At 69.8% G+C, this 18,606-nt stretch carries 17 protein-coding genes; 8 read left to right on the top strand and 9 right to left on the bottom strand.

All coding sequences use genetic code 11. The features are described 5' to 3' along the window. Positions 1-9: 9 nt before the first annotated feature. Genes OEY_RS0111145 through OEY_RS0111135 form a run of 3 tightly spaced genes read right to left on the bottom strand, consistent with a single transcriptional unit; the run spans position 10 to position 2,778 of the window. Positions 10-882 (bottom strand): ABC transporter permease, encoded by an 873-nt coding sequence (locus tag OEY_RS0111145; protein ID WP_010593959.1) that lies wholly within the window; start codon positions 880-882, stop codon positions 10-12. After that, a complete protein-coding gene (locus OEY_RS0111140) occupies positions 875-1,693 on the bottom strand; it encodes an ABC transporter ATP-binding protein (protein WP_010593958.1) in 819 nt (272 codons plus the stop codon). The genes OEY_RS0111145 and OEY_RS0111140 overlap by 8 nt, the downstream gene beginning before the upstream one ends. Next, complete coding sequence (locus tag OEY_RS0111135; RefSeq protein ID WP_010593957.1) at positions 1,690-2,778, bottom strand: ABC transporter substrate-binding protein; 1,089 nt, start codon at positions 2,776-2,778, stop codon at positions 1,690-1,692. The genes OEY_RS0111140 and OEY_RS0111135 overlap by 4 nt, the downstream gene beginning before the upstream one ends. A gap of 351 nt (positions 2,779-3,129) precedes the next feature. On the opposite strand from OEY_RS0111135, the gene OEY_RS0111130 reads away from it, so the two are divergent. Together OEY_RS0111130 and OEY_RS0111125 are read left to right on the top strand one after the other, a co-directional pair. Further along, positions 3,130-4,041 carry a sigma-70 family RNA polymerase sigma factor gene (locus OEY_RS0111130; RefSeq protein ID WP_010593956.1) on the top strand — a complete coding sequence of 304 codons (912 nt, stop codon included), beginning with the start codon at positions 3,130-3,132 and terminating at the stop codon, positions 4,039-4,041. Between the two features lie 10 nt (positions 4,042-4,051). Beyond that, positions 4,052-4,465, top strand: coding sequence for a VOC family protein (locus OEY_RS0111125; RefSeq protein ID WP_010593955.1), 414 nt, complete (start codon positions 4,052-4,054; stop codon positions 4,463-4,465). Here OEY_RS0111125 and OEY_RS0111120 read toward each other — a convergent pair. Next, the gene (locus OEY_RS0111120) at positions 4,447-5,058 is read right to left on the bottom strand and encodes a carboxymuconolactone decarboxylase family protein (RefSeq protein ID WP_010593954.1); all 612 of its coding nucleotides are present in this window, start codon (positions 5,056-5,058) and stop codon (positions 4,447-4,449) included. The two genes, OEY_RS0111125 and OEY_RS0111120, sit on opposite strands and share 19 nt — an antisense overlap. Before the next feature lie 118 nt (positions 5,059-5,176). Between OEY_RS0111120 and OEY_RS0111115 the strand changes: the two genes are divergently transcribed. Together OEY_RS0111115 and OEY_RS0111110 are read left to right on the top strand one after the other, a co-directional pair. Further along, positions 5,177-6,370: a pyridoxal phosphate-dependent aminotransferase gene (locus OEY_RS0111115; protein ID WP_010593953.1), complete on the top strand. Its 1,194-nt coding sequence runs from the start codon at positions 5,177-5,179 to the stop codon at positions 6,368-6,370. A gap of 2 nt (positions 6,371-6,372) precedes the next feature. Continuing rightward, positions 6,373-7,368 carry an AraC family transcriptional regulator gene (locus OEY_RS0111110; protein ID WP_010593952.1) on the top strand — a complete coding sequence of 332 codons (996 nt, stop codon included), beginning with the start codon at positions 6,373-6,375 and terminating at the stop codon, positions 7,366-7,368. Positions 7,369-7,377: 9 nt separating this feature from the next. Here the strand turns inward: OEY_RS0111110 and OEY_RS0111105 are convergent, their stop codons facing one another. Both OEY_RS0111105 and OEY_RS0111100 read right to left on the bottom strand, forming a co-directional pair. Then, positions 7,378-7,803: a VOC family protein gene (locus OEY_RS0111105; protein ID WP_029539995.1), complete on the bottom strand. Its 426-nt coding sequence runs from the start codon at positions 7,801-7,803 to the stop codon at positions 7,378-7,380. A 30-nt stretch (positions 7,804-7,833) separates the two neighbouring features. Continuing rightward, entirely contained in the window at positions 7,834-8,877 is a 1,044-nt protein-coding gene (locus OEY_RS0111100) for a zinc-binding dehydrogenase (protein WP_010593950.1), read from the bottom strand. Positions 8,878-9,045: 168 nt separating this feature from the next. Here OEY_RS0111100 and thpD point away from each other — a divergent pair, with 168 nt between their 5' ends. After that, entirely contained in the window at positions 9,046-9,933 is an 888-nt protein-coding gene (gene thpD / locus OEY_RS0111095; protein WP_010593949.1) for an ectoine hydroxylase, read from the top strand. 59 nt (positions 9,934-9,992) lie between these two features. Here thpD and OEY_RS0111090 read toward each other — a convergent pair whose 3' ends face one another. Together OEY_RS0111090 and OEY_RS0111085 are read right to left on the bottom strand one after the other, a co-directional pair. Continuing rightward, a complete protein-coding gene (locus OEY_RS0111090; RefSeq protein WP_010593948.1) occupies positions 9,993-10,874 on the bottom strand; it encodes a glycosyltransferase in 882 nt (293 codons plus the stop codon). A gap of 88 nt (positions 10,875-10,962) precedes the next feature. Then, positions 10,963-12,045, bottom strand: coding sequence for a 3-deoxy-7-phosphoheptulonate synthase (locus OEY_RS0111085; protein WP_010593947.1), 1,083 nt, complete (start codon positions 12,043-12,045; stop codon positions 10,963-10,965). Positions 12,046-12,645: 600 nt separating this feature from the next. Here OEY_RS0111085 and treS point away from each other — a divergent pair. Both treS and OEY_RS0111075 read left to right on the top strand, forming a co-directional pair. Then, positions 12,646-14,367 (top strand): maltose alpha-D-glucosyltransferase, encoded by a 1,722-nt coding sequence (gene treS / locus OEY_RS0111080; RefSeq protein WP_010593946.1) that lies wholly within the window; start codon positions 12,646-12,648, stop codon positions 14,365-14,367. After that, entirely contained in the window at positions 14,364-15,761 is a 1,398-nt protein-coding gene (locus OEY_RS0111075) for a maltokinase N-terminal cap-like domain-containing protein (protein WP_029539994.1), read from the top strand. The genes treS and OEY_RS0111075 overlap by 4 nt, the downstream gene beginning before the upstream one ends. A 67-nt stretch (positions 15,762-15,828) precedes the next feature. Here the strand turns inward: OEY_RS0111075 and OEY_RS0111070 are convergent, their stop codons facing one another. Further along, positions 15,829-18,255, bottom strand: a complete 2,427-nt coding sequence (locus OEY_RS0111070; protein ID WP_029539993.1) for an ATP-dependent Clp protease ATP-binding subunit — start codon at positions 18,253-18,255, stop codon at positions 15,829-15,831. Between the two features lie 149 nt (positions 18,256-18,404). Here OEY_RS0111070 and OEY_RS0111065 point away from each other — a divergent pair. Further along, on the top strand, positions 18,405-18,606 hold a 202-nt coding region (locus tag OEY_RS0111065), incomplete at its 3' end, for a MarR family winged helix-turn-helix transcriptional regulator (RefSeq protein WP_010593943.1).

The raw sequence follows: 18,606 nt of genomic DNA, 5'->3' as shown, positions 1-18,606 counted from the left end.
ACGAGGGGACTACCGGTCTGCGCGCCAGCGGGAGAGCCGGCGCTCGACCGCGACGAGGATCCCGTTGAAGGTCAGACCGACGAGAGAGATGGCGACGATGCCGGCGTACATGTTCGGGATCTGGAAGTTGAGTTGCGAAGCGGTGACGAGATAGCCGAGACCCGCCTTGGCGCCGACCATCTCGGCCGCGATGAGCACGAGGATGGACGAGGCCGCGGCCATCCGGATGCCGGTGAAGATCGTCGGCACCGCGGCCGGCAGGATCACCTTCTGGAACAGGCGGTACGAAGGCAGACCGAGGGAGCGGGCCGATTTCACCAGGAGCGGATCCACGGTGCGCACGCCGGAGACGGTGTTGAGCAGGATCGGGAAGGTGCTCGCGTAGGTCACCAGCGCCACCTTCGAGGTCTCGCCGATGCCCAGGATCAGGATGAACACCGGCAGCAGCGCGAGCGCGGCGGTGTTGCGGAACAACTCGAGGATCGGATCGAGGAACTCGGCCACCGGCCGGTACCAGCCGATCGCCACACCGAGCGGGATCGCGACGAGCACCGCGATCCCGAAGCCGGTGACGGCCCGGGACAGGCTGGCACCGAGGTGCTCGGCGAGCCGGCCGTCGCCGATCAGCTGGGCGAAGGCGTCCGCGACCACGGTGAAGGGCGGCAGGAACACCTCGTCGACGAGTCCGAGCCGGGGCGCGATCTCCCAGACCGCGAGGAAGGCGAGGATCGCGACGGCCGGCTTGAGCCCGCGCCACACGAAGGCACCGATCCAGGGGCCGGTCCCGGCGCCTCGAGCCGGCGGGGCCGGTGCGGGTCGTTGCTCCGCCAGGGCCCCGTCGAGCGCGACGGGGTGGATCAACGTGGCGCTCGGACTAGACATGGTGGACCTCCTGGATTGCGGCACCGTGGTTCTGCGCGCGCTCGACGTCCGAGTGCAGCAAGGACCAGATCCGGTGTCGATAGTGTCGGAACGCCTCGCCGGAGCGGACGTCGTCGACGGTGCGATCGATGTCGATGTCCACGACGGCCTCGACCCGTCCGGGCCGGGACGTCAGGACGGCCACGCGCTGTCCGAGGTAGACCGCCTCGTCGATGCCGTGGGTGATGAACAGAATCGTCTTGCCGGTCTCGTGGCGGATCCGTAACAGCTCGTCCTGCAACGATTCCCGGGTCTGTGCGTCGAGCGCGGCGAACGGCTCGTCCATGAGGAGCACCTCGGGGTCGAACGCCAGGCTCCGGGCGATCGCGACGCGCTGTTTCATGCCACCGGACAGCTCGTGCGGATAACGATCTCCGAATCCACGCAGCCCCACGAGCTCGAGGTAGTGCTCGGCGCGCTCACGCCGCTGCCGCCGGGGCAGCCCCTTCGCCTCGAGGCCGAATTCGATGTTGTGCCGCGCGGTGCGCCACGGCAGGAGTGCGTACTGCTGGAAGACGATGCCCCGGTCCAGGCCCGGCCCGGAGATCGGCTGTCCGTCGAGCAGGATCCGGCCGGACGTCGGGCTGCTCAGCCCACCGAGCAGGTCGAGCAGGGTGGACTTGCCGCAGCCGCTGGGGCCGACGAGGACGAGGAACTCACCGTCGGCGACGTCGAGGCTGACGTCGTCGAGGGCTGTGAACGCGGTGTCCGTACCGCGGACCGGGAACCGCTTGGTCACGTGCTCGAGACGGAGCTTCGGGGTGGTGCTCATTTCGCCTCCTCGACGGGTTCACCGTTCGGACCGCTCGACGGTTCGTAGGTGCCGTTGGCGTAGGGGTTGAACTCGTTGGTGTAGATGTCGGATGGGGTGAACGTGCCGTCGGGCAGTTCGCCGTTCCGGGCGAGCCAGTCGAGCCAGGTCCGGATCTCCTGTTCCGTGATCGTCCCGCCCGGTCCGGCGACGCCGGGGCTCTGGTAGAACTCGACCAGGTCGGTGCTCTCGTTGCGGCCGCGGCTGCCGATGATCTCCTTGAACTCGGCAATGACCGTGTCGCGCGGGGTGGTCTGCGCCCAGCGGATCGCACGTGCGGTGCCCTGCACGAAATCCGCCACCGCATCCCGGTTCTCGGCGATGAAGTCGTCGCGGAAGACGTACGTGCCGTAGCTGAACGCCCCGAACAGGGACTCGTCGGTGAACAGCGGTCGGATTCCGCCGCGCGCGACCGCGGTCTCGCGGAACACGCTGCCGAGGGTGCCCACGTCGATCTGTCCCTCCCGCAATGCCTGTTCGGTGTTCACCGGCGGCACGACGATCAGTTCGACCTGCCCGATCTCGTCCGGGGTCAACCCCTGCCGGGCGAGCCATTCGCGGACGAGGAACTCGTGGTGCGCACCGAGCGTGTTCATCCCCACCTTCTTGCCGATCAGATCCCGGGCGGTGCGGATCGGGCTGTCCTCGAGCACGTAGTAGCCGTTGAACGACTGCTCGTCGGAGCCGTAGTAGCTGATGACCGACGTGATCGGCGAGTCGGCGGCGGCGAGCTTGATGACGGCACCGTTGAATGCGCCGCCGAATTCGGTCTGCCCGGTGGCCGCGGACTGGATGTCCTGCGGACCGCTGGTGGTGTCACCCACCCAGTCCAGCGCGACGTTCTCGTAGTAGCCGAGGCTCTCCGCGAGTTCGGGGTAGGTGACCTGGCCGGCCGAGCCCTGGTAGCGCAGAACGGTGCGCCCGTCGTCGGTGGTGGCGGTCCCCGACCCCGGGGAGCACGCCGCGACCCCCGCGGCGAGGGTGACGAGGGTGGCTGCGACCGCAGCCGGCCGGGCCAGCCGGCTGCGCAGCATGGAATACGACATCGCGAGAGTTGTCCCTTACGTTCGGCGAGGAGGCCCGGCACAGCGGGCACAGAGAAGTGCGGTGCGGCGACGGCGAGGCGTCCACGGCACCGGGATTCGCGGTGCAGCAACGGAAGATCGAGTGCCGGCGTCCGGACGGGCCGGACGGGCGAGCTACACCGGGAGGGTCAGCGACAACAGTCCGGACACTCGTACACGGTGGACTCCTTCTGCGGCGATCGGACTCCGGAAGTCTGGCCCGGGCCGCGGCGACGGGGCAACGCTTCGGCGCATCCGTGTGCGAATCCCTTGACTTGTCCGATCCGCTACCGTACCGGCCGCGAACCGGATGCCGGTCGGTACGATCGGCCCATGCGCACCGCCGTGCTCGCCGACGCCTTCGAGCAGCATCGGCCGCACCTGCTCTCCGTCGCCTACCGGCTGACCGGCAGCGTCGCCGACGCCGAGGACGCGGTCCAGGACGCCTGGCTGCGACTCGACCGCGCGGACGCGGACGGGATCGACGATCTGCGGGCGTGGCTGACCACCGTGGTCGGACGTCTGTGCCTGGACCGGCTGCGGTCGGCCGCGGTACGTCGCGAGAACTACGTCGGCCAGTGGCTGCCCGAACCGATCGTCACTCCGGTCGGCGGACCGTCCTCCCCCGATCCGCTGGAAGCCGTTGTGCGGCAGGAGGACAGCCGGATGGCGGCGATGGTCGTGCTGGACACGCTCACCCCGGCCCAGCGCGTCGCCTTCGTCCTGCACGACGGCTTCGCGGTGCCGTTCGACGAGATCGCCGCCATTCTCGACGTCACGCCGGCGTCCGCGCGCCAGCTCGCCTCCCGCGGCCGGCGGGCCGTCGCGGCCGCGCCGCCGCCCGTGCCGGCCGCCGAGCACGTCGAGGCGGTACAGCGGCTGATGACGGCCCTCGCCTCCGGGGACCTCGCGGCGGTGGTCGCGGCGCTCGACCCCGACGCCCGGGTGATCGGGGACGCGGGCGGCACCACCCGCACCGCGATCAACGTCGTCGTCGGCGCCGACCGGTTCGCCCGGTTCTTCCTGGGCCTGATGCAGCGCTACGGCGCCGAGGCGTTCCTGGCCGGCACGCCGGCGCTCGTCAACGGCGAACTGGGGTTCGTCAGCGCCGGTTCCCCCGGCGACGGGACCCGCCGCGCGTTCGCCGGGCGGGTCGTCGGCTGCACCGTCCGTGACGGGCGGGTATGGGCGGCCTACGACATGGCCAATCCCGACAAGCTCCGCGGCGTCCGCCTCGACGGTTAGAGTCGCGGTCATGGAGCCCCGACTGAGCTTCGTCACCCTTGCCGTCGCGGACCTCGAGCGCACCCGGCGCTTCTACGTCGACGGGCTCGGCTGGACGCCCGTCGTCGATGTGCCCGGCGAGGTGCTGATGATCCAGGTCGGACCGCACCTCGTCCTGTCCCTGTGGGACGAACAGCACTTCGCAGCCGAGGTCGGGCCCGTTCGCCGGAGCGGCGTCCCGCCCGTGACGCTCGCCCACAACGTCGCCGACCGAGCGGATGTCGACCGGGTGCTGGACACCGCCCGACGCGCCGGAGCCGATCCGGTCTCCGACGCGGTCGAACGCGAGTGGGGCGGCTACACAGGATATTTCGCGGACCCCGACGGATTCCGGTGGGAGATCGCCTGGAATCCGGGTCCCATCGGTCAGCTCGTGCTGCCCTGAGCCGCGTCGTCCTGCAGCCACGGCACCCGGCACGCATCGGTGCTGAAACCCTGCTCGTGGATGCCCAGGGCCGAGTTCATCCGGGCCCGCATGTTCTCGAGCGCGATCTGGTAGGTCAATTCGACCACCCCGGCCCGTCCGAAGCGCCGCTCGAGGTCGGCGACCTGCTCGTCCGTCACCGTGACGGCCGCACCGCCGTCGCCGCCGGCTCCCGTCATCGCGTCGGCGTACGCGATCGCCGCACGCTCGTCGTCGCTGTAGGCGTCGGAGGTCGCATAGTCGGCGATGTGCTCGAGGCGGTCCACGTCGAGGCCGTCGAGCCGCTGCAGCATCGTGCCGAAGTCGACGCACCAGGAGCACCCGACGCTCCAGGCCACCCGGTACACCGCGAGTTCGCGCACGTGCGGCGGCAGCACCGTCGACGCGCGCTCGACGAGCGTCTCGTGCACGGCGCTCGCCCGCATCAGCGCCGGATGGTGGGCGTAGACGGCGAACGGCTCGGGCACCTCCCCGAAGCGGCGCCGGGCCATCCGATAGGCGATCTTCGTCGCGACACCGGCCTCGGCCGGTGTCACCGCGGGAATGCGCGCCATGATCTACTCCGTTCCCCGGGTCCCGGACGGGACCGTTCACCTCTTCGGACGAGACAGCCCCGCCGGATGTGACACGACCGCTGCCGGGGGTCGCGAAGGACGCGGCTAAGCTGCCGAAATGGCAGAAATCGCGTCCTCACGCCGGGTCCGCACGGTCGAAAGGCTGCGGCCGTTCGCCTCCACGATCTTCGCCGAGATGACCGCTCTGGCCGTGACGCACGACGCCGTGAACCTCGGCCAGGGCTTTCCCGACACGGACGGCCCCCGCGCGATGCTCGACGTCGCGCGCCAGGCCATCGCCGACGGCGTCAACCAGTATCCGCCCGGGCCGGGCACGCCCGAACTGCGGCGGGCGATCGCAGCGGACCGGGCGGCCCGGTACGGACTCGAACACGACCCCGACGGCGAGGTCCTCGTCACCGTCGGTGCCACCGAAGCGATCAGCGCCGCCGTCCTCGGTCTCGTCGAGCCCGGTGAGGAGGTGTTGCTCACCGAGCCCTACTACGACTCCTACGCCGCGTCCGTCGCACTCGCCGGGGCTACCCGCCGCACCGTTCCGCTCACTCGTGCCGGATCGGGGTTCGTCCTGGACGTCGACGCGCTGCGCGCCGCGGTCACCGACCGCACCCGGATGCTGGTGGTCAACACCCCGCACAATCCGACGGGGACGGTCTACGACGACGAGGCGCTTCGCGCGCTCGCGGAACTGGCGTGCGAACGCGACCTGCTGGTGCTGTCCGACGAGGTGTACGAGCATCTGGTGTTCGACGGCCGGCAGCACCGGCCGATCGCGTCCCTGCCCGGCATGGCCGAACGCACCGTCACCGTGTCCAGCGCCGCGAAGATGTTCAACGTCACCGGCTGGAAGATCGGGTGGGCGCTCGGGCCCCGCGAACTGATCGACGGGGTGCGCACGGCGAAACAGTTCATGTCCTTCGTCGCCGGAGCGCCGTTCCAGCCCGCCGTCACGTACGCGCTGACCCACGAGCAGCCCTGGGTCGCCGCCCAGCGCGACGATCTGCAGCGCAGGCGCGACCTGCTCTCCGCTGCGCTCACCGACGCCGGATTCGGCGTGCTGGACTCGGCCGGAACGTATTTCGTGTGCGCGGACGTCACCCCTGTCGGTGTGACGGACGGTGTCGCCTTCTGCAGAACCCTGCCCGAGCGCATCGGCGTGGCCGCGGTCCCGGTGAGCGCCTTCGTCGACGACCCCCGGCAATGGAATCACCTGGTGCGGTTCGCCTTCTGCAAGCGCGACGACGTCCTCCTCGAGGGTGTCCGGCGGCTGCGCAGCCTGCGGGAGCACGGCTGACTATGACCGCCCCCGCCACCATTCCCTCCGACTTCGTGCGCCGTTCGGTGGTGCTGGCCGAGGCGAACGGGGTGGATCTGGCCCCGGCCCTGAACGCGGCACGGATCAGCCGCGCGGTGCTCGCCCACCCGCACGCGCGCCTGACCCCCGAGCAGGTCACCCGGTTCACCCAGAAGACCTGGGAACTCACCGGTGACGAACTGTTCGGGCTCGGACCGGGACCGGTACCCCGCGGCACGTTCCGGGTGGTGTGCCTGACGCTGATCCACTGCCGGGACCTCGCGCAGGCCCTCGAGCGGATGATCCAGGTCAACCAGGTGCTGCCGACGCTGCCGCGGCTACGGCTCACCCCGGGGCCGCGGACGACCCGGCTCGAGGTGGTGCTGGAGTCGTACGACGACAGGACCCGCGTCATCATCGACTTCCTGCTCATCCTGCTGCACCGCTTCGCGGCCTGGCTCGTCGGGGGCCGGGTACGGCTGGCGTCGGTCTCGGTCCCCTACGGCGAGCCGGATCCGGTGCTGGCGAAGAACTACGACGCGATCTTCGGGGTGCCGGTCACCTTCGAGGCCGCCGGCGCGGTGCTCGAGATCGACAACGCGGCCCTGCGGTCGCCCATCGTCCAGACCGAGGAGACCCTCGAGGACTATCTGCGCGAATCACCGAATCTGATGATGTCGGAACGCGACTACGACTCCACCGCCGCGTCGCAGGTGCGGCGGATCCTCGAGTCGGGCATCGAGGGTCGCACGGCGACCGCCGAGGACGTCGCGGAGATGCTGTCGGTGAGCGCCCCGCATCTGCGGCGTCTGCTCAGGCAGGAGGGCACCTCGCTCGGGCAGTTGCGCGAGGAGGTGCTGCGCGATACGGCGATCGCCGGGTTGCGCCGCGGCGAGGCGGTGGACGCCCTGTCGGCCCGGCTCGGCTTCTCCGAGCCGAGTGCGTTCCGGCGCGCCTTCAAGCGATGGACGGGCAAGACCCCCCGCGCATACCGGTAGGTCGCCGGTTCACGCGACGCAGAACTCGTTGCCCTCCGGATCGGACATCGTGATCCACTCGTTCGGCCCCTGCCGGCCCCGGTGCAGGACGGTCGCGCCCGCCTCGGCGAGCCGGCCGGCCAGCGCCTCGCGGTCCTCCCCCGCCCGGATGTCGAAGTGCAGCCGGTTCTTCACCGTCTTGCCTTCGGGCACCAGCTGGAACAGCACGCGCGGACGCGCGGGCACCTCGGGATCGGAGATCGCGGCGCCCGCCTTCCACACGAGGACGCCCTCGAAGATCTCGGTGTCCTCCTCCCGGGCGTGCCCGGCCGCGACCAGGCCGCGGATGAAGTCCTCGTTGCTCGGCTCCACCCGCCAGCCCAGCGCCGCCGCCCACCATTTCGCCAGCGTGTGCGGGCTGCTCGAATCGACCGTCACCTGGAATCCGTAACCCATGCGGTGACGGTACGACGGCACCCCGACACGTCAGGGCTGTACGAGGATCCGGATCGGATCCCCGACGTGGTTGCGCAGCTTCGCGATGCCCTCGGCGATGTTCTCGAGCGGGACGATCTCGCTGACGGAGCGGGAGATGTCCAGGCGCCCGCGGGAGACGAGTGCCGCGAGCGTCTCGATGTCGACGTTCTTGTACCCGAGGTGGCCCATGACGTGCTTGCGCGACAGGCCGAACGTGGCCGTGGGGCCGAGGGAGGCCTCCTGCCCGCTCAGCCCCACCACCACCACGCGGCCACCCGTCATGACGCACTGTAGGGCCTGGTCGAAGGTGACCTTCAGGCCCGCAGAGTCGAAGGCCACGTCGAGCATCTTCCCGCCCGTCGCCTCGGCGACCTTCCGGACCAGGTCCGGGTCGCGGGAATCGAACACGTGGTCGGCGCCGAGTTCGAGGGCCCGCTCCCGCACCGCGGGGTTGATGTCGAACGCGAGGATCGGCACGGCGCCGACCAGCCGGGCGAGCTGCACGATGTGGGTGCCCACCCCGCCGACTCCCCACACGCCGACGGCCTCGCCCACCGCGACCTGGCCGGTGCGCACGACCGCACCGAACGGGGTCGACACCGCGTCGGCGAGAATCGCCGCCTGCTCGAGCGGGACGTTGTCGGGCACGCGGGTGAGACCGCCCGCCTGGGCGACGGTGTACTCGGCCCACGCCCCGTCGTACGCGAACGCCATCAGCTGGATGTTCGGGCAGTTGGTCAGGTCGCCCCGCCGGCAGAAGCGGCACTGCAGGCACGGTCGGCCCGCGGCGGGGACGACGCGGTCCCCGACCGCCCAGCCCGTCACGCCGTCCCCGAGGGCGGCGATGGTCCCGGCGGCTTCGTGCCCCTGGGTGACCACGGGCAGCAGGGCCGGGAACGTACCGTCCAGCAGGCTCAGATCCGAGTGGCAGATCCCGCAGAACGCCACCTTCACGAGCACCTCGCCGGGGCCCGGCGACGGAATCGGAACATCTTCCAGCACATTGGTTCCGGTGTCGGCATGAAAGCGCGCGGCGCGCATCGTCCCGGTCATGGTCCCCTCATCCTGTTGTGTGGCGGCAGCCAGGGGCGACCCTACTCCCGCCGCATGCGCGAGTGCGCATGTTCGTGCTGCGGATCTCCGCGACGGGTTGCATCCGCCGACGGTGAGTGAGAGCGTCGAGGAGAACCGTCATCGACTTCGAGAGGGTGATTCGCAACAATGCAGACGGCCGTCATCGACGCCTACCCGACCCGGAACCGCACGAAGTGCGTGAGCGTGTCCCGGCCGGATCCGGTGGTGTGGGGATCAGCCGCGGGGCCGCTGGACGCGTCGGCCGTCGCCGAGTACGACCGGCGCGGGTTCCACACCGTGGACGCGCTCCTGCCGGCGCACGACGTCGGAAATCTGCTCGACGAGACAGCACGTCTGGGCCGGGAGCTGGCCGACGACGATCGGGTCGTGCGGGAGGCCGGCAGCGGGGACGTGCGCTCCGTGTTCGACGTGCACCGCCTCTCCGACACCGTCGGCGAGATCATCCGGCGACCGGAGATCGCCGGGATCGCCCGCCAGCTCCTCGGCTCGGAGGTCTACATCCACCAGTCGAGGCTGAACGTCAAGCCGGGATTCCGCGGCGGACCGTTCTACTGGCACTCGGACTTCGAGACCTGGCACGCCGAGGACGGCATGCCGCGGCCGCGGGCGCTGAGCATCTCGGTCGCGCTGACCGAGAATTACGGTTACAACGGCGGTTTGATGATCATGCCCGGTTCGCACCGGACCTTCGTCTCGTGCGCCGGCACGACGCCCGACGACTACTACCAGCAGTCGCTGGTCACGCACGTCCCGCCCACGGGTTCACCCGACGAGGACACGCTGACCTCGATGGCCGCCGAGCACGGCATCGCCACGTTCACCGGCTCGGCCGGTTCCGCGACGGTGTTCGACTCGAACTGCATGCACGGCTCGAACGGCAACATCACCCCGTTCCCCCGGTCGAACCTGTTCGTGGTGTTCAACAGCGTCGAGAACACGCTCGGCGAGCCGTTCTCGGCACCGAAGCCGCGCCCCGACTACCTCGGCAGCCGCGACTTCACGCCGCTGCGCTGACACGAACGGATGCGGGGGTGCGCCCGGGACGAGTCGGGCGGACCCCCGCATCGCAGGACTCATACGCGGACGGTGTCCGCCACGTCGATCGGCAGCGTGCGGGCACGCGGTGTGCGCAGCAGCCGGGTGAGCGTGAATCGGCCCTGCTCCGGATCGTAGGGCCGATAGGCTAGATACACGAGCACGTGGAACGCCCAGTGCGCCCTCAGAATCCGGCGAAGCACCGGATTCATCCGGCCGTGCAGTTCGAACGTGGCGGTTCCGGAGCGGATGTACTTGGTGTACTCCCGCGGCGGCGTCAGCGCACGCCGGGGGGAGATGTCGACGAACAAGTCGGAGAGCTGGGCGATCTCGATGTCGGCCTCACGCAGGCACAAGGCCAGGTCGAGGTCTTCGTGGATCCCGGCATCCGTGCTGACCGCGTCGCGGACGCGCTGCCACGCCGACCGGCGCACGGCCATGTTGGCACCGTGCAGATTGTCGATTCGGCGCTCACCGCCGAAGAACCCCTTGCGCACGCGCTGCTCGATATACCGGCGCTTGAGCTCCCGGTACGGCGAGTCGTAGGAGTTGCTGAGTCCACTGACGGCTCCGACGCTCGCGGTGTCTGCACGCGCGAAGAAGTCGAGGATCGTGTGGGCCCATCCGGGACGGACCCGCGTGTCGGCATCGATCCTGCCGAGAAGATCTCCTGTCGCCCAGTCGAACCCGGCATTTCGAGCGAATGCGACACCTGGGCGGGGCTCGAAGATCCGGCGGACGATCGGAGACCGCTCGGCAATCGCATCGACGATCTCGCCCGTCCTGTCCGTCGAGTTGTTGTCCACCACCGCGATTTCGTGGATATCCGCCTCCTGCTCCAGCAGGGCCGCAAGACACTGACCGATGTACTGTTCCTCGTTGTACGCCGGCACGACCACCGACAGCGTGTGCTGATGCATGCCTCCGACGCTACCGCGACCGTCCGCGTGCCTCGGAACGCCGAAGGCAGGAACCGTGGCGGGACACCCCGACACGGTTCCCGCACCCTCAGGAGCGACGGCGGCGCACGGCGTCGGCCAGCCGATCGAGCTGGGCGGAGGTGGTCGCCCAGTCGAGGCACGCATCGGTGATGGACTTGCCGTACTCGAGCTCGTCCGCCCGGCCGAGCGTGAGGTCCTGCCGGCCGGCCTCGAGGAAGCTCTCCAGCATGACTCCGGCGATGCCCTGCTCGCCGGCCTCGAGCCGCTCGGCGATGTCGGTGACGACGTCGACCTGCTTTTCGTGGTCCTTGCTGCTGTTGCCGTGGCTGGCGTCGATCACGACGCGTTCGGGCAGACCGGCCTTGCGCAGGCGGGCCATCGTGTCCGCGACGGTCTCGGCATCGTAGTTCGGGCCCGCGGAGCCGCCACGCAGGATGACGTGGCAGTCCGGGTTGCCGACGGTCTCGATGAGGGCGGCCTGGCCGTCGAGGTCGGTGCCGGGGAACACGTGACTCGCGGCGGCGGCGCGGGTGCCGTCGACGGCCACCTGCACGTCACCCTCGGTGGAGTTCTTGATGCCCACCGGCATGGACAGCGCGCTGCACAGCTGCCGGTGCACCTGGCTGGCCGCGGTGCGGGCACCGATCGCGCCGTAGGTCACCAGGTCCGCGTAGTACTGCGGCAGGATCGGATCGAGGAACTCGCACCCCACGGGCAGACCGAGGCCGGAGACGTCGAGCAGCAGTTTGCGGCCGATGCGCAGTCCGGTGTTGATGTCGTAGGTGCCGTCGAGATGCGGGTCGTTGAGCAGGCCCTTCCACCCGAGGGTGGTGCGCGGCTTCTCGAAGTACACCCGCATCACCACGTGCAGGTCGTCACGCAGCTCGTCGGCCTTCGCGGCGAGACGTCGCGCGTAGTCCATCGCGGCGGCGGGATCGTGCACCGAGCACGGCCCGACCACGACGAGCAGGCGGTCGTCGGTGCCGTCGAGGATCGCCACGGTGTCGGCGCGGCCCGAGCGGACGGTCGCGGCGGCGACCTCGTCGGGGGCGTGTTCGCCGCGGACGACGGCCGGAGCGACGAGCGGGCTGATCCGCACGGTCCGCTGTTCGTCGAGATTCGCGGTGGAGATGGAGGTGCTGGTGGTCATCGGGGTTCGGTTCCTGTTCCCGGGCCGACCCTGGCTGAACCTTCGGTGATTCCAGCGAGCCGGTCCGTGTCCGGCTCGTAGGTGGAAGAAGTCAGCGCGCGGTTACGCCGACCGACCCACCCCGGGCCGGCCTGCTAAACCAGAAATATGCGCGCTGCATGCGGACCACCGTAACAGGCCGCCCTCCCCCGCGCCACGGCGCCCCCCGTGCGCGGTTTCGGTAGCGGGGGCTACCGAAACCGCGCACGGGGGGCGGGCACGCACCCCTTCGGCACGCCGATCAGGTCCGGGTTCCGACATCGGTGCGCAGCCGGAATCCGGACGGAACGCAACACCACGACAACGGTCGATAGTCGGCCGCTTCGGGTGTGGAAACGCGCGAACCGGGGCACCCTTGGAGAGTCTGTCCCGCGAAGCGACGAGCACGGAGGTGCCATGCCAGACCTGGACGGCGGAACTGCCGCCCCATCCCTGGGCGTCAGCCCGCCCGGAGCGAATCCACCCGACGAGAACGCTCGGGGGACAGGACCGGAACACACCGCCGACGGACACCTGGTCGAGGCCCAGTCCGAGGACTTCTCCCATGCCAGAAATCTCGCGGTGGATCCGGACTGGTTCAAGACCGCGGTGTTCTACGAGGTCCTGGTGCGCGCGTTCAACGACTCGAACCACGACGGGACGGGTGATCTGCGCGGGCTGACCGAGAAGCTCGACTACATCGCCTGGCTGGGCGCCGACTGCATCTGGCTGCCCCCGTTCTACGACTCCCCCCTGCGCGACGGCGGGTACGACATCCGGGACTTCCGGGCGGTGCTGCCGGAGTTCGGCACGGTCGACGACTTCGTCCTGTTTCTCGACGAGGCGCACAAGCGCGGCATCCGGGTCATCACCGATCTGGTCATGAACCACACGTCGGACACGCACGCGTGGTTCCAGGAGTCGAGGACCGACCCGGAGGGCCCGTACGGCGACTTCTACGTGTGGTCCGACACCGACGAGCGTTACCCGGATGCGCGCATCATCTTCGTCGACACCGAATCGTCGAACTGGACATGGGATCCGGTGCGCAAGCAGTACTACTGGCACCGCTTCTTCTCGCATCAGCCGGACCTGAACTACGACAATCCCGAGGTGCAGGACGCGATGATCGACGTCCTGCGCTTCTGGCTCGACCTGGGTATCGACGGGTTCCGGCTCGATGCGGTGCCCTACCTGTTCGAACGCGAAGGCACCAACTGCGAGAACCTGCCCGAGACGCACGCGTTCCTGAAGAAGTGCCGCGCGGTGATCGACGCGGAGTACCCGGGCCGCGTGCTGCTCGCCGAGGCGAACCAGTGGCCCAGCGACGTGGTGGAGTACTTCGGCGAACCGGAGGTCGGCGACGAGTGCCACATGGCCTTCCACTTCCCGCTCATGCCGCGCATCTTCATGGCGGTGCGTCGCCAGAACCGGTTCCCGATCTCCGAGATCCTCGCCCAGACACCGCCGATCCCGAGCAGTGCGCAGTGGGGCATCTTCCTGCGCAACCACGACGAGCTGACCCTCGAGATGGTCACGGACGAAGAACGTGACTACATGTACGCCGAGTACGTGACCGACCCGCGGATGCGGGCGAACATCGGTATCCGCCGCCGGCTGGCGCCGCTGCTCGAGAACGACCGCAACCAGCTCGAACTGTTCACGGCGCTGCTGTTGAGCCTGCCCGGGTCGCCGGTGCTCTACTACGGCGACGAGATCGGGATGGGCGACAACATCTGGCTCGGTGACCGCGACGCGGTGCGCACGCCGATGCAGTGGACCCCGGACCGCAACGCGGGCTTCTCGCGAGCGGATCCCGCGCGGTTGTACCTGCCGACGATCATGGATCCGACCTACGGTTACCAGTCCGTGAACGTCGAGCGGCAGATGAACTCGACGAACACCCTGCTGCACTGGACGCGGCGGATGATCCAGGTCCGCAAGCAACATCCGGCGTTCGGCAAGGCCGCGTTCACCGAACTCGGCAGCGCCAACCCGGCCGTCCTGTCCTACCTGCGGGAGATGCCGCTCGGACCGGACCGCAACTACAGCGACGTCATCCTGTGCGTGAACAATCTGTCCCGGTATCCGCAGGCCGTCATCCTGGACCTGTCGCGGTTCGCGGGGTGGATTCCGGTGGAGCTCACCGGTTCCGTCCCGTTCCCACCGATCACGGAGGAGGGGTACATGGTCACCCTGCCCGGTCACGGCTTCTACTGGTTTGCGCTGCAACCGGATCCGACGAAGGAAGGCGTCGGCGAACATCCGGTGAGCAGCGAGGCCGAGGCGGCGGTACAGCCATGACGGAGCCACACGTGCAGCATTATTCCGACGCGGAGCTCGAGGCCCTGCTGGCCGAGTGGCTCCCCCACCAGCGCTGGTTCGCCGCCAAGGGCCGGACCGTCGCCGCCGTACGCATCAAGCTGCGGGAACACCTCACCGACACTCCCGCATTCGGGGCGGACCACCTGCTGGTGACCGTCGAGTTCGAGTCCGGCGACGAGCAGATCTATCAGGTGCCCCTCGGCTACCGCCTCCACCTGCCCGACGAGCTGGCACCCTGGGCGCTGCCGCGGCCCGACGGCAGCGGCGACGATCGCACCCACGCCTACGACGGCCTGCGCGATCAGGAGATCATCGACCTGTACGCGCACTCGATCGCCACCGGGCAGGTGTACGGCCCGGTCGAGTTGCACACCGTGCCCGGCACGGTCATCGAGGAGGGTCTGCGGGGACGGGCGCTCAGCGCCGAGCAGTCCAACACCTCCGTCGTGCTCGGCGAGCAGTTGCTGCTCAAGCTGTTCCGCCGGATCACTCCGGGGGTCAACCCGGATGTGGAGCTGCATCTCGCGCTCGGGGCGGCGGGCTGCCGGTCGGTGGCCCCGGTGCGCGCGTGGATCGACGCCGAGATCGGTGGGGTGCGCACGACCCTGGCGATGGTGCAGGACTTCGCCGCCAACTCCGCCGACGGCTGGTCGATGGCGCTGGGCAGTGTGCGGGACCTGCTGCTCGAGGCGGACCTGCGGGCGGACGAGGTGGGCACGGATTTCGCCGGGGAATCGCAGCGGATGGGCGCCGCGGTGGCCGAGGTGCACGCGCTGCTGGCGCAGTCCCTCGGGACGTCCCAGCGAGCCGTGGGCGACATCGTCGACGGGATGCTGCGCCGCCTGGATGCCGCCGGCGCCGTCGTACCCGAACTGGCGGAGATCGCCCCGGGGGTGCGGGCGCGGTTCGCGGAGGCTGCGGCCACCGGCACGACGACGGTCCAGCGGATCCACGGGGACCTGCACCTCGGGCAGGTGCTGCGCACCCCCGAGCACTGGCTGCTCATCGATTTCGAGGGCGAGCCCGCCAAGTCCCTCGACGAACGTCGGGAACCGGACAGCGCCCTGCGCGACGTCGCGGGGATGCTCCGCTCGTTCGACTACGCGGCCCACCACTCCCTGCACGATGCGACGTCGGAGGCCGCTGCCGCGCAGCGCGAGTTCCGGGCGCAGGAATGGGCACAGCGCAACTCCGCGGCGTTCTGTGACGGTTACGCGAGCGAGTCCGGCGTGGATCCGCGCGAGTTCGCCGCGCTGCTGCGCGCGTACGAGCTGGACAAGGCCGTGTACGAGGTCGTGTACGAGGCCCGTCACCGTCCCCAATGGATCCGTTTGCCCCTGAACGCGATTCGCCGGATGACGCAGGCCGGCTGACGTGGCCGCAGACGCGGACGGGCGGTGACCGGATGCCGGTCACCGCCCGCGCTTCGCGTGCCGGTGTCTAGCCCACCGAGAGCTCGAGCTCGTCGTCGGCCACGTCGACGCGGATCTGACCGCCCTCGACGAGCACGTCGTCGAGCAGCAGATCGGCGATGCGGTCGTCCACCGCGCGCTGGATGGACCGGCGCAGCGGCCGCGCCCCGAACTCGGGCTGATGCCCGTGCTCGGCGATCCAGTCGACGGCGGCCTCGGTGAACTCGACCTCGATGCCCTTGGCCTGCAGACGCTTGCGGCTGTCGTTCAGCAGCAGATCGGTGATCCGGTGCAGCTGCTCGGTGTCGAGCTTGCGGAAGATCACGATCTCGTCGATGCGGTTGAGGAACTCGGGCCGCATCGACTCGCGCAGCCGGCCCATCACCCGGTCCCGCAGCGGCTTCTCCGCCGCCTCGGCATCGCCGGTGCTGAAGCCCAGCGCCCCGCCGCGGCTCGAGATGATGTCCGAGCCGAGGTTGCTGGTCATGATCACCACCGTGTTGGTGAAGTCGACCGTGCGTCCCTGACCGTCGGTGAGCCGGCCGTCGTCGAGCACCTGCAGCAGGGTGTTGAACACGTCCGGGTGCGCCTTCTCGATCTCGTCGAGCAGCACCACCGAGTAGGGGTTGCGCCGCACCTGCTCGGTGAGCTGGCCGGCTTCGCCGTAGCCGACGTAGCCGGGGGGCGCTCCCACGAGACGGCTGACGGTGTGCCGCTCGCCGAACTCGCTCATGTCCACCCGCAGCATCTTGCGTTCGTCGCCGAACAGCACCTCCGCCAGCGCCTTCGCCAGCTCGGTCTTGCCCACGCCGGTGGGTCCGAGGAACAGGAAGCTGCCGACCGGCCGGTGCGGGTCGCTCATGCCGGCGCGGCTGCGCCGCACGGCCCGGGCCACGGCCCGGACGGCTTCGTCCTGCCCGACGACCCGCCGGTGCAGTTCGTCCTCGAGGCCGCGCAGCCGCTCCTTCTCGGCCTGGGTCATCCGTGTCGCGGGGATGCCGGTGGCGCGGGAGACGACCTCGGCGATCAGTTCGGCGGTCACCTCGGGCACGTCGGTGTCGGCGGGCGTCCCGGCATCGAGACGGGCCTGCACCTCGGTGATCTGGTCGCGCAGTCGCGAGGCCTGCTCGTAGCGTTCCTCGGCGACGGCACGGTCCTTGTCGGCTTCGAGCCGGGACAGCTGCTCGCGCAGCGCCGTCTCGTCGACGCGCGGGCTGCGCAGCCGCAGCCGGGCACCGGCCTGGTCGATCAGGTCGATCGCCTTGTCCGGCAGGTGCCGGTCCGGCAGGTACCGCACCGACAGGTCGACGGCGGCGTCGAGCGCGTCGTCGGTGTACCGCACGCCGTGGTGTTCGGCGTACCGGTCCCGGAGGCCGCGCAGGATCGCGACCGCGTCGTCGTGGCCGGGTTCGCCGACGGTGACGGGCTGGAAGCGCCGCTCGAGCGCCGGATCCTTCTCGATGTGCTTGCGGTACTCGTCGAGCGTGGTGGCGCCGACGATGTGCAGTTCCCCGCGGGCGAGCTTGGGCTTGAGGATGTTTCCGGCATCCATCGCGCCCTCGTTGCCGCCGCCCGCGCCGACGACGGTGTGGATTTCGTCGACGAAGACGATCAGCTCGTCCGAGTGCGCGGTGATCTCGTCGAGCACCTTGGTCAGCCGCTCCTCGAAGTCGCCGCGGTACCGCGTACCGGCGACCATGCCGGTCAGGTCGAGCTGCACGATCCGCTTGCCGCGCAGGCTGTCCGGGACGTCGCCGTCGACGACGCGCTGGGCGAGGCCCTCGACGATCGCGGTCTTGCCGACCCCGGCCTCGCCGACCAGCACCGGGTTGTTCTTGGTGCGGCGGGAGAGGATCTCGACGGTCTGCTCGATTTCGTCGGCACGGCCGATGACGGGGTCGATGCCGCCGCCGCGGGCCCGCTCGGTCAGGTCGACACCGAACTTGTCCAGGGTGGGGGTGGCGGACTGCTCCTGCGTCGCCTCGGTCGCCGCACCGGGTTGCAGCGCGGCCTGGAGCGACTGCGCGGTGATCCCGGCCGAGACGAGCAGGCCCCCGAGCCCGTGCTCCTGGTCGGCGGCGAGAGCCACGAACAGGTGCTGCGGTTCGATGTAGGTCGCGCCGAGGGCACGGGTGAGCTGGTGCGCCTCGAGCAGCACCGTCTTGATCGCGCCGGTGAGGGCGGGTGCGGTGACCGCGCTGCGGCCCTGTTCCTGCGGGAGTCGCTGTTCCACCGCGGCCAGGACCTCGGCGGGATCGGCTCCGGCGCGGGTCATGACGGACCGGACCGGGTCCTGCTCCGCCATCACGTGCAGGACGTGGAGCGCGTCGAGGTCCGTGTCACCGCGTTCGGCGGCGAATCGGGCCGCGGCGGCCATGAGTTCCTGGGTGCCACGGCTCAGGTAGCGGGTGATGTCGATACGCCCAGGGCCACCAGGCCCGAAGAATGCCGGCATTCCGAAGCCTTTCTCTCGGACTTGAGTCTTTCTCACTCAACTAACGTGGCGGGCCGCCTGTCAATTCCACTCGGAGCGTGAGGTGCGTCACGTCGGAGCCCCGCCGATTTCAGTTGTGCACAACATAGCGGTGCGCTACTTTATTTCTCGTGTCCGATGATCTCGCGCTCGACCGGCAGGTCTGCTTCGCGCTCTACTCCGCCTCCCGGGCCACCACCGCCGCCTACCGCGGCATGCTCGACCGGCTCGGCGTTACCTACCCGCAGTACCTCGTGCTGCTGGCCCTGTGGGAACGCGACGGTCGCGGGGTGCGCGAGCTGTGCGACGCCCTGCACCTCGACACCGGCACCC

The sequence above is a fragment of the Rhodococcus sp. P14 genome, assembly GCF_000256505.1.
GTDB lineage: Bacteria > Actinomycetota > Actinomycetes > Mycobacteriales > Mycobacteriaceae > Rhodococcus > Rhodococcus ruber.
The sequence above is the reverse complement of the archived record's forward strand: the minus strand, read 5'-3'. Positions and strand labels throughout refer to the sequence as shown.

Excerpts from the sequence above, each read along its gene's own strand:
- OEY_RS0111070 (WP_029539993.1), bottom strand. The coding sequence starts at position 18,255 with ATGCCGGCATTCTTCGGGCCTGGTGGCCCTGGGCGTATCGACATCACC.
- OEY_RS0111140 (WP_010593958.1), bottom strand. The coding sequence starts at position 1,693 with ATGAGCACCACCCCGAAGCTCCGTCTCGAGCACGTGACCAAGCGGTTC.
- OEY_RS0111105 (WP_029539995.1), bottom strand. The coding sequence starts at position 7,803 with ATGGGTTACGGATTCCAGGTGACGGTCGATTCGAGCAGCCCGCACACG.
- OEY_RS0111120 (WP_010593954.1), bottom strand. The coding sequence starts at position 5,058 with ATGGCGCGCATTCCCGCGGTGACACCGGCCGAGGCCGGTGTCGCGACG.
- OEY_RS0111075 (WP_029539994.1), top strand. The coding sequence starts at position 14,364 with ATGACGGAGCCACACGTGCAGCATTATTCCGACGCGGAGCTCGAGGCC.
- OEY_RS0111090 (WP_010593948.1), bottom strand. The coding sequence starts at position 10,874 with ATGCATCAGCACACGCTGTCGGTGGTCGTGCCGGCGTACAACGAGGAA.
- thpD (WP_010593949.1), top strand. The coding sequence starts at position 9,046 with ATGCAGACGGCCGTCATCGACGCCTACCCGACCCGGAACCGCACGAAG.
- OEY_RS0111085 (WP_010593947.1), bottom strand. The coding sequence starts at position 12,045 with ATGACCACCAGCACCTCCATCTCCACCGCGAATCTCGACGAACAGCGG.
- OEY_RS0111100 (WP_010593950.1), bottom strand. The coding sequence starts at position 8,877 with ATGACCGGGACGATGCGCGCCGCGCGCTTTCATGCCGACACCGGAACC.
- OEY_RS0111115 (WP_010593953.1), top strand. The coding sequence starts at position 5,177 with ATGGCAGAAATCGCGTCCTCACGCCGGGTCCGCACGGTCGAAAGGCTG.
- OEY_RS0111135 (WP_010593957.1), bottom strand. The coding sequence starts at position 2,778 with ATGTCGTATTCCATGCTGCGCAGCCGGCTGGCCCGGCCGGCTGCGGTC.
- OEY_RS0111125 (WP_010593955.1), top strand. The coding sequence starts at position 4,052 with ATGGAGCCCCGACTGAGCTTCGTCACCCTTGCCGTCGCGGACCTCGAG.
- OEY_RS0111130 (WP_010593956.1), top strand. The coding sequence starts at position 3,130 with ATGCGCACCGCCGTGCTCGCCGACGCCTTCGAGCAGCATCGGCCGCAC.
- OEY_RS0111110 (WP_010593952.1), top strand. The coding sequence starts at position 6,373 with ATGACCGCCCCCGCCACCATTCCCTCCGACTTCGTGCGCCGTTCGGTG.
- OEY_RS0111145 (WP_010593959.1), bottom strand. The coding sequence starts at position 882 with ATGTCTAGTCCGAGCGCCACGTTGATCCACCCCGTCGCGCTCGACGGG.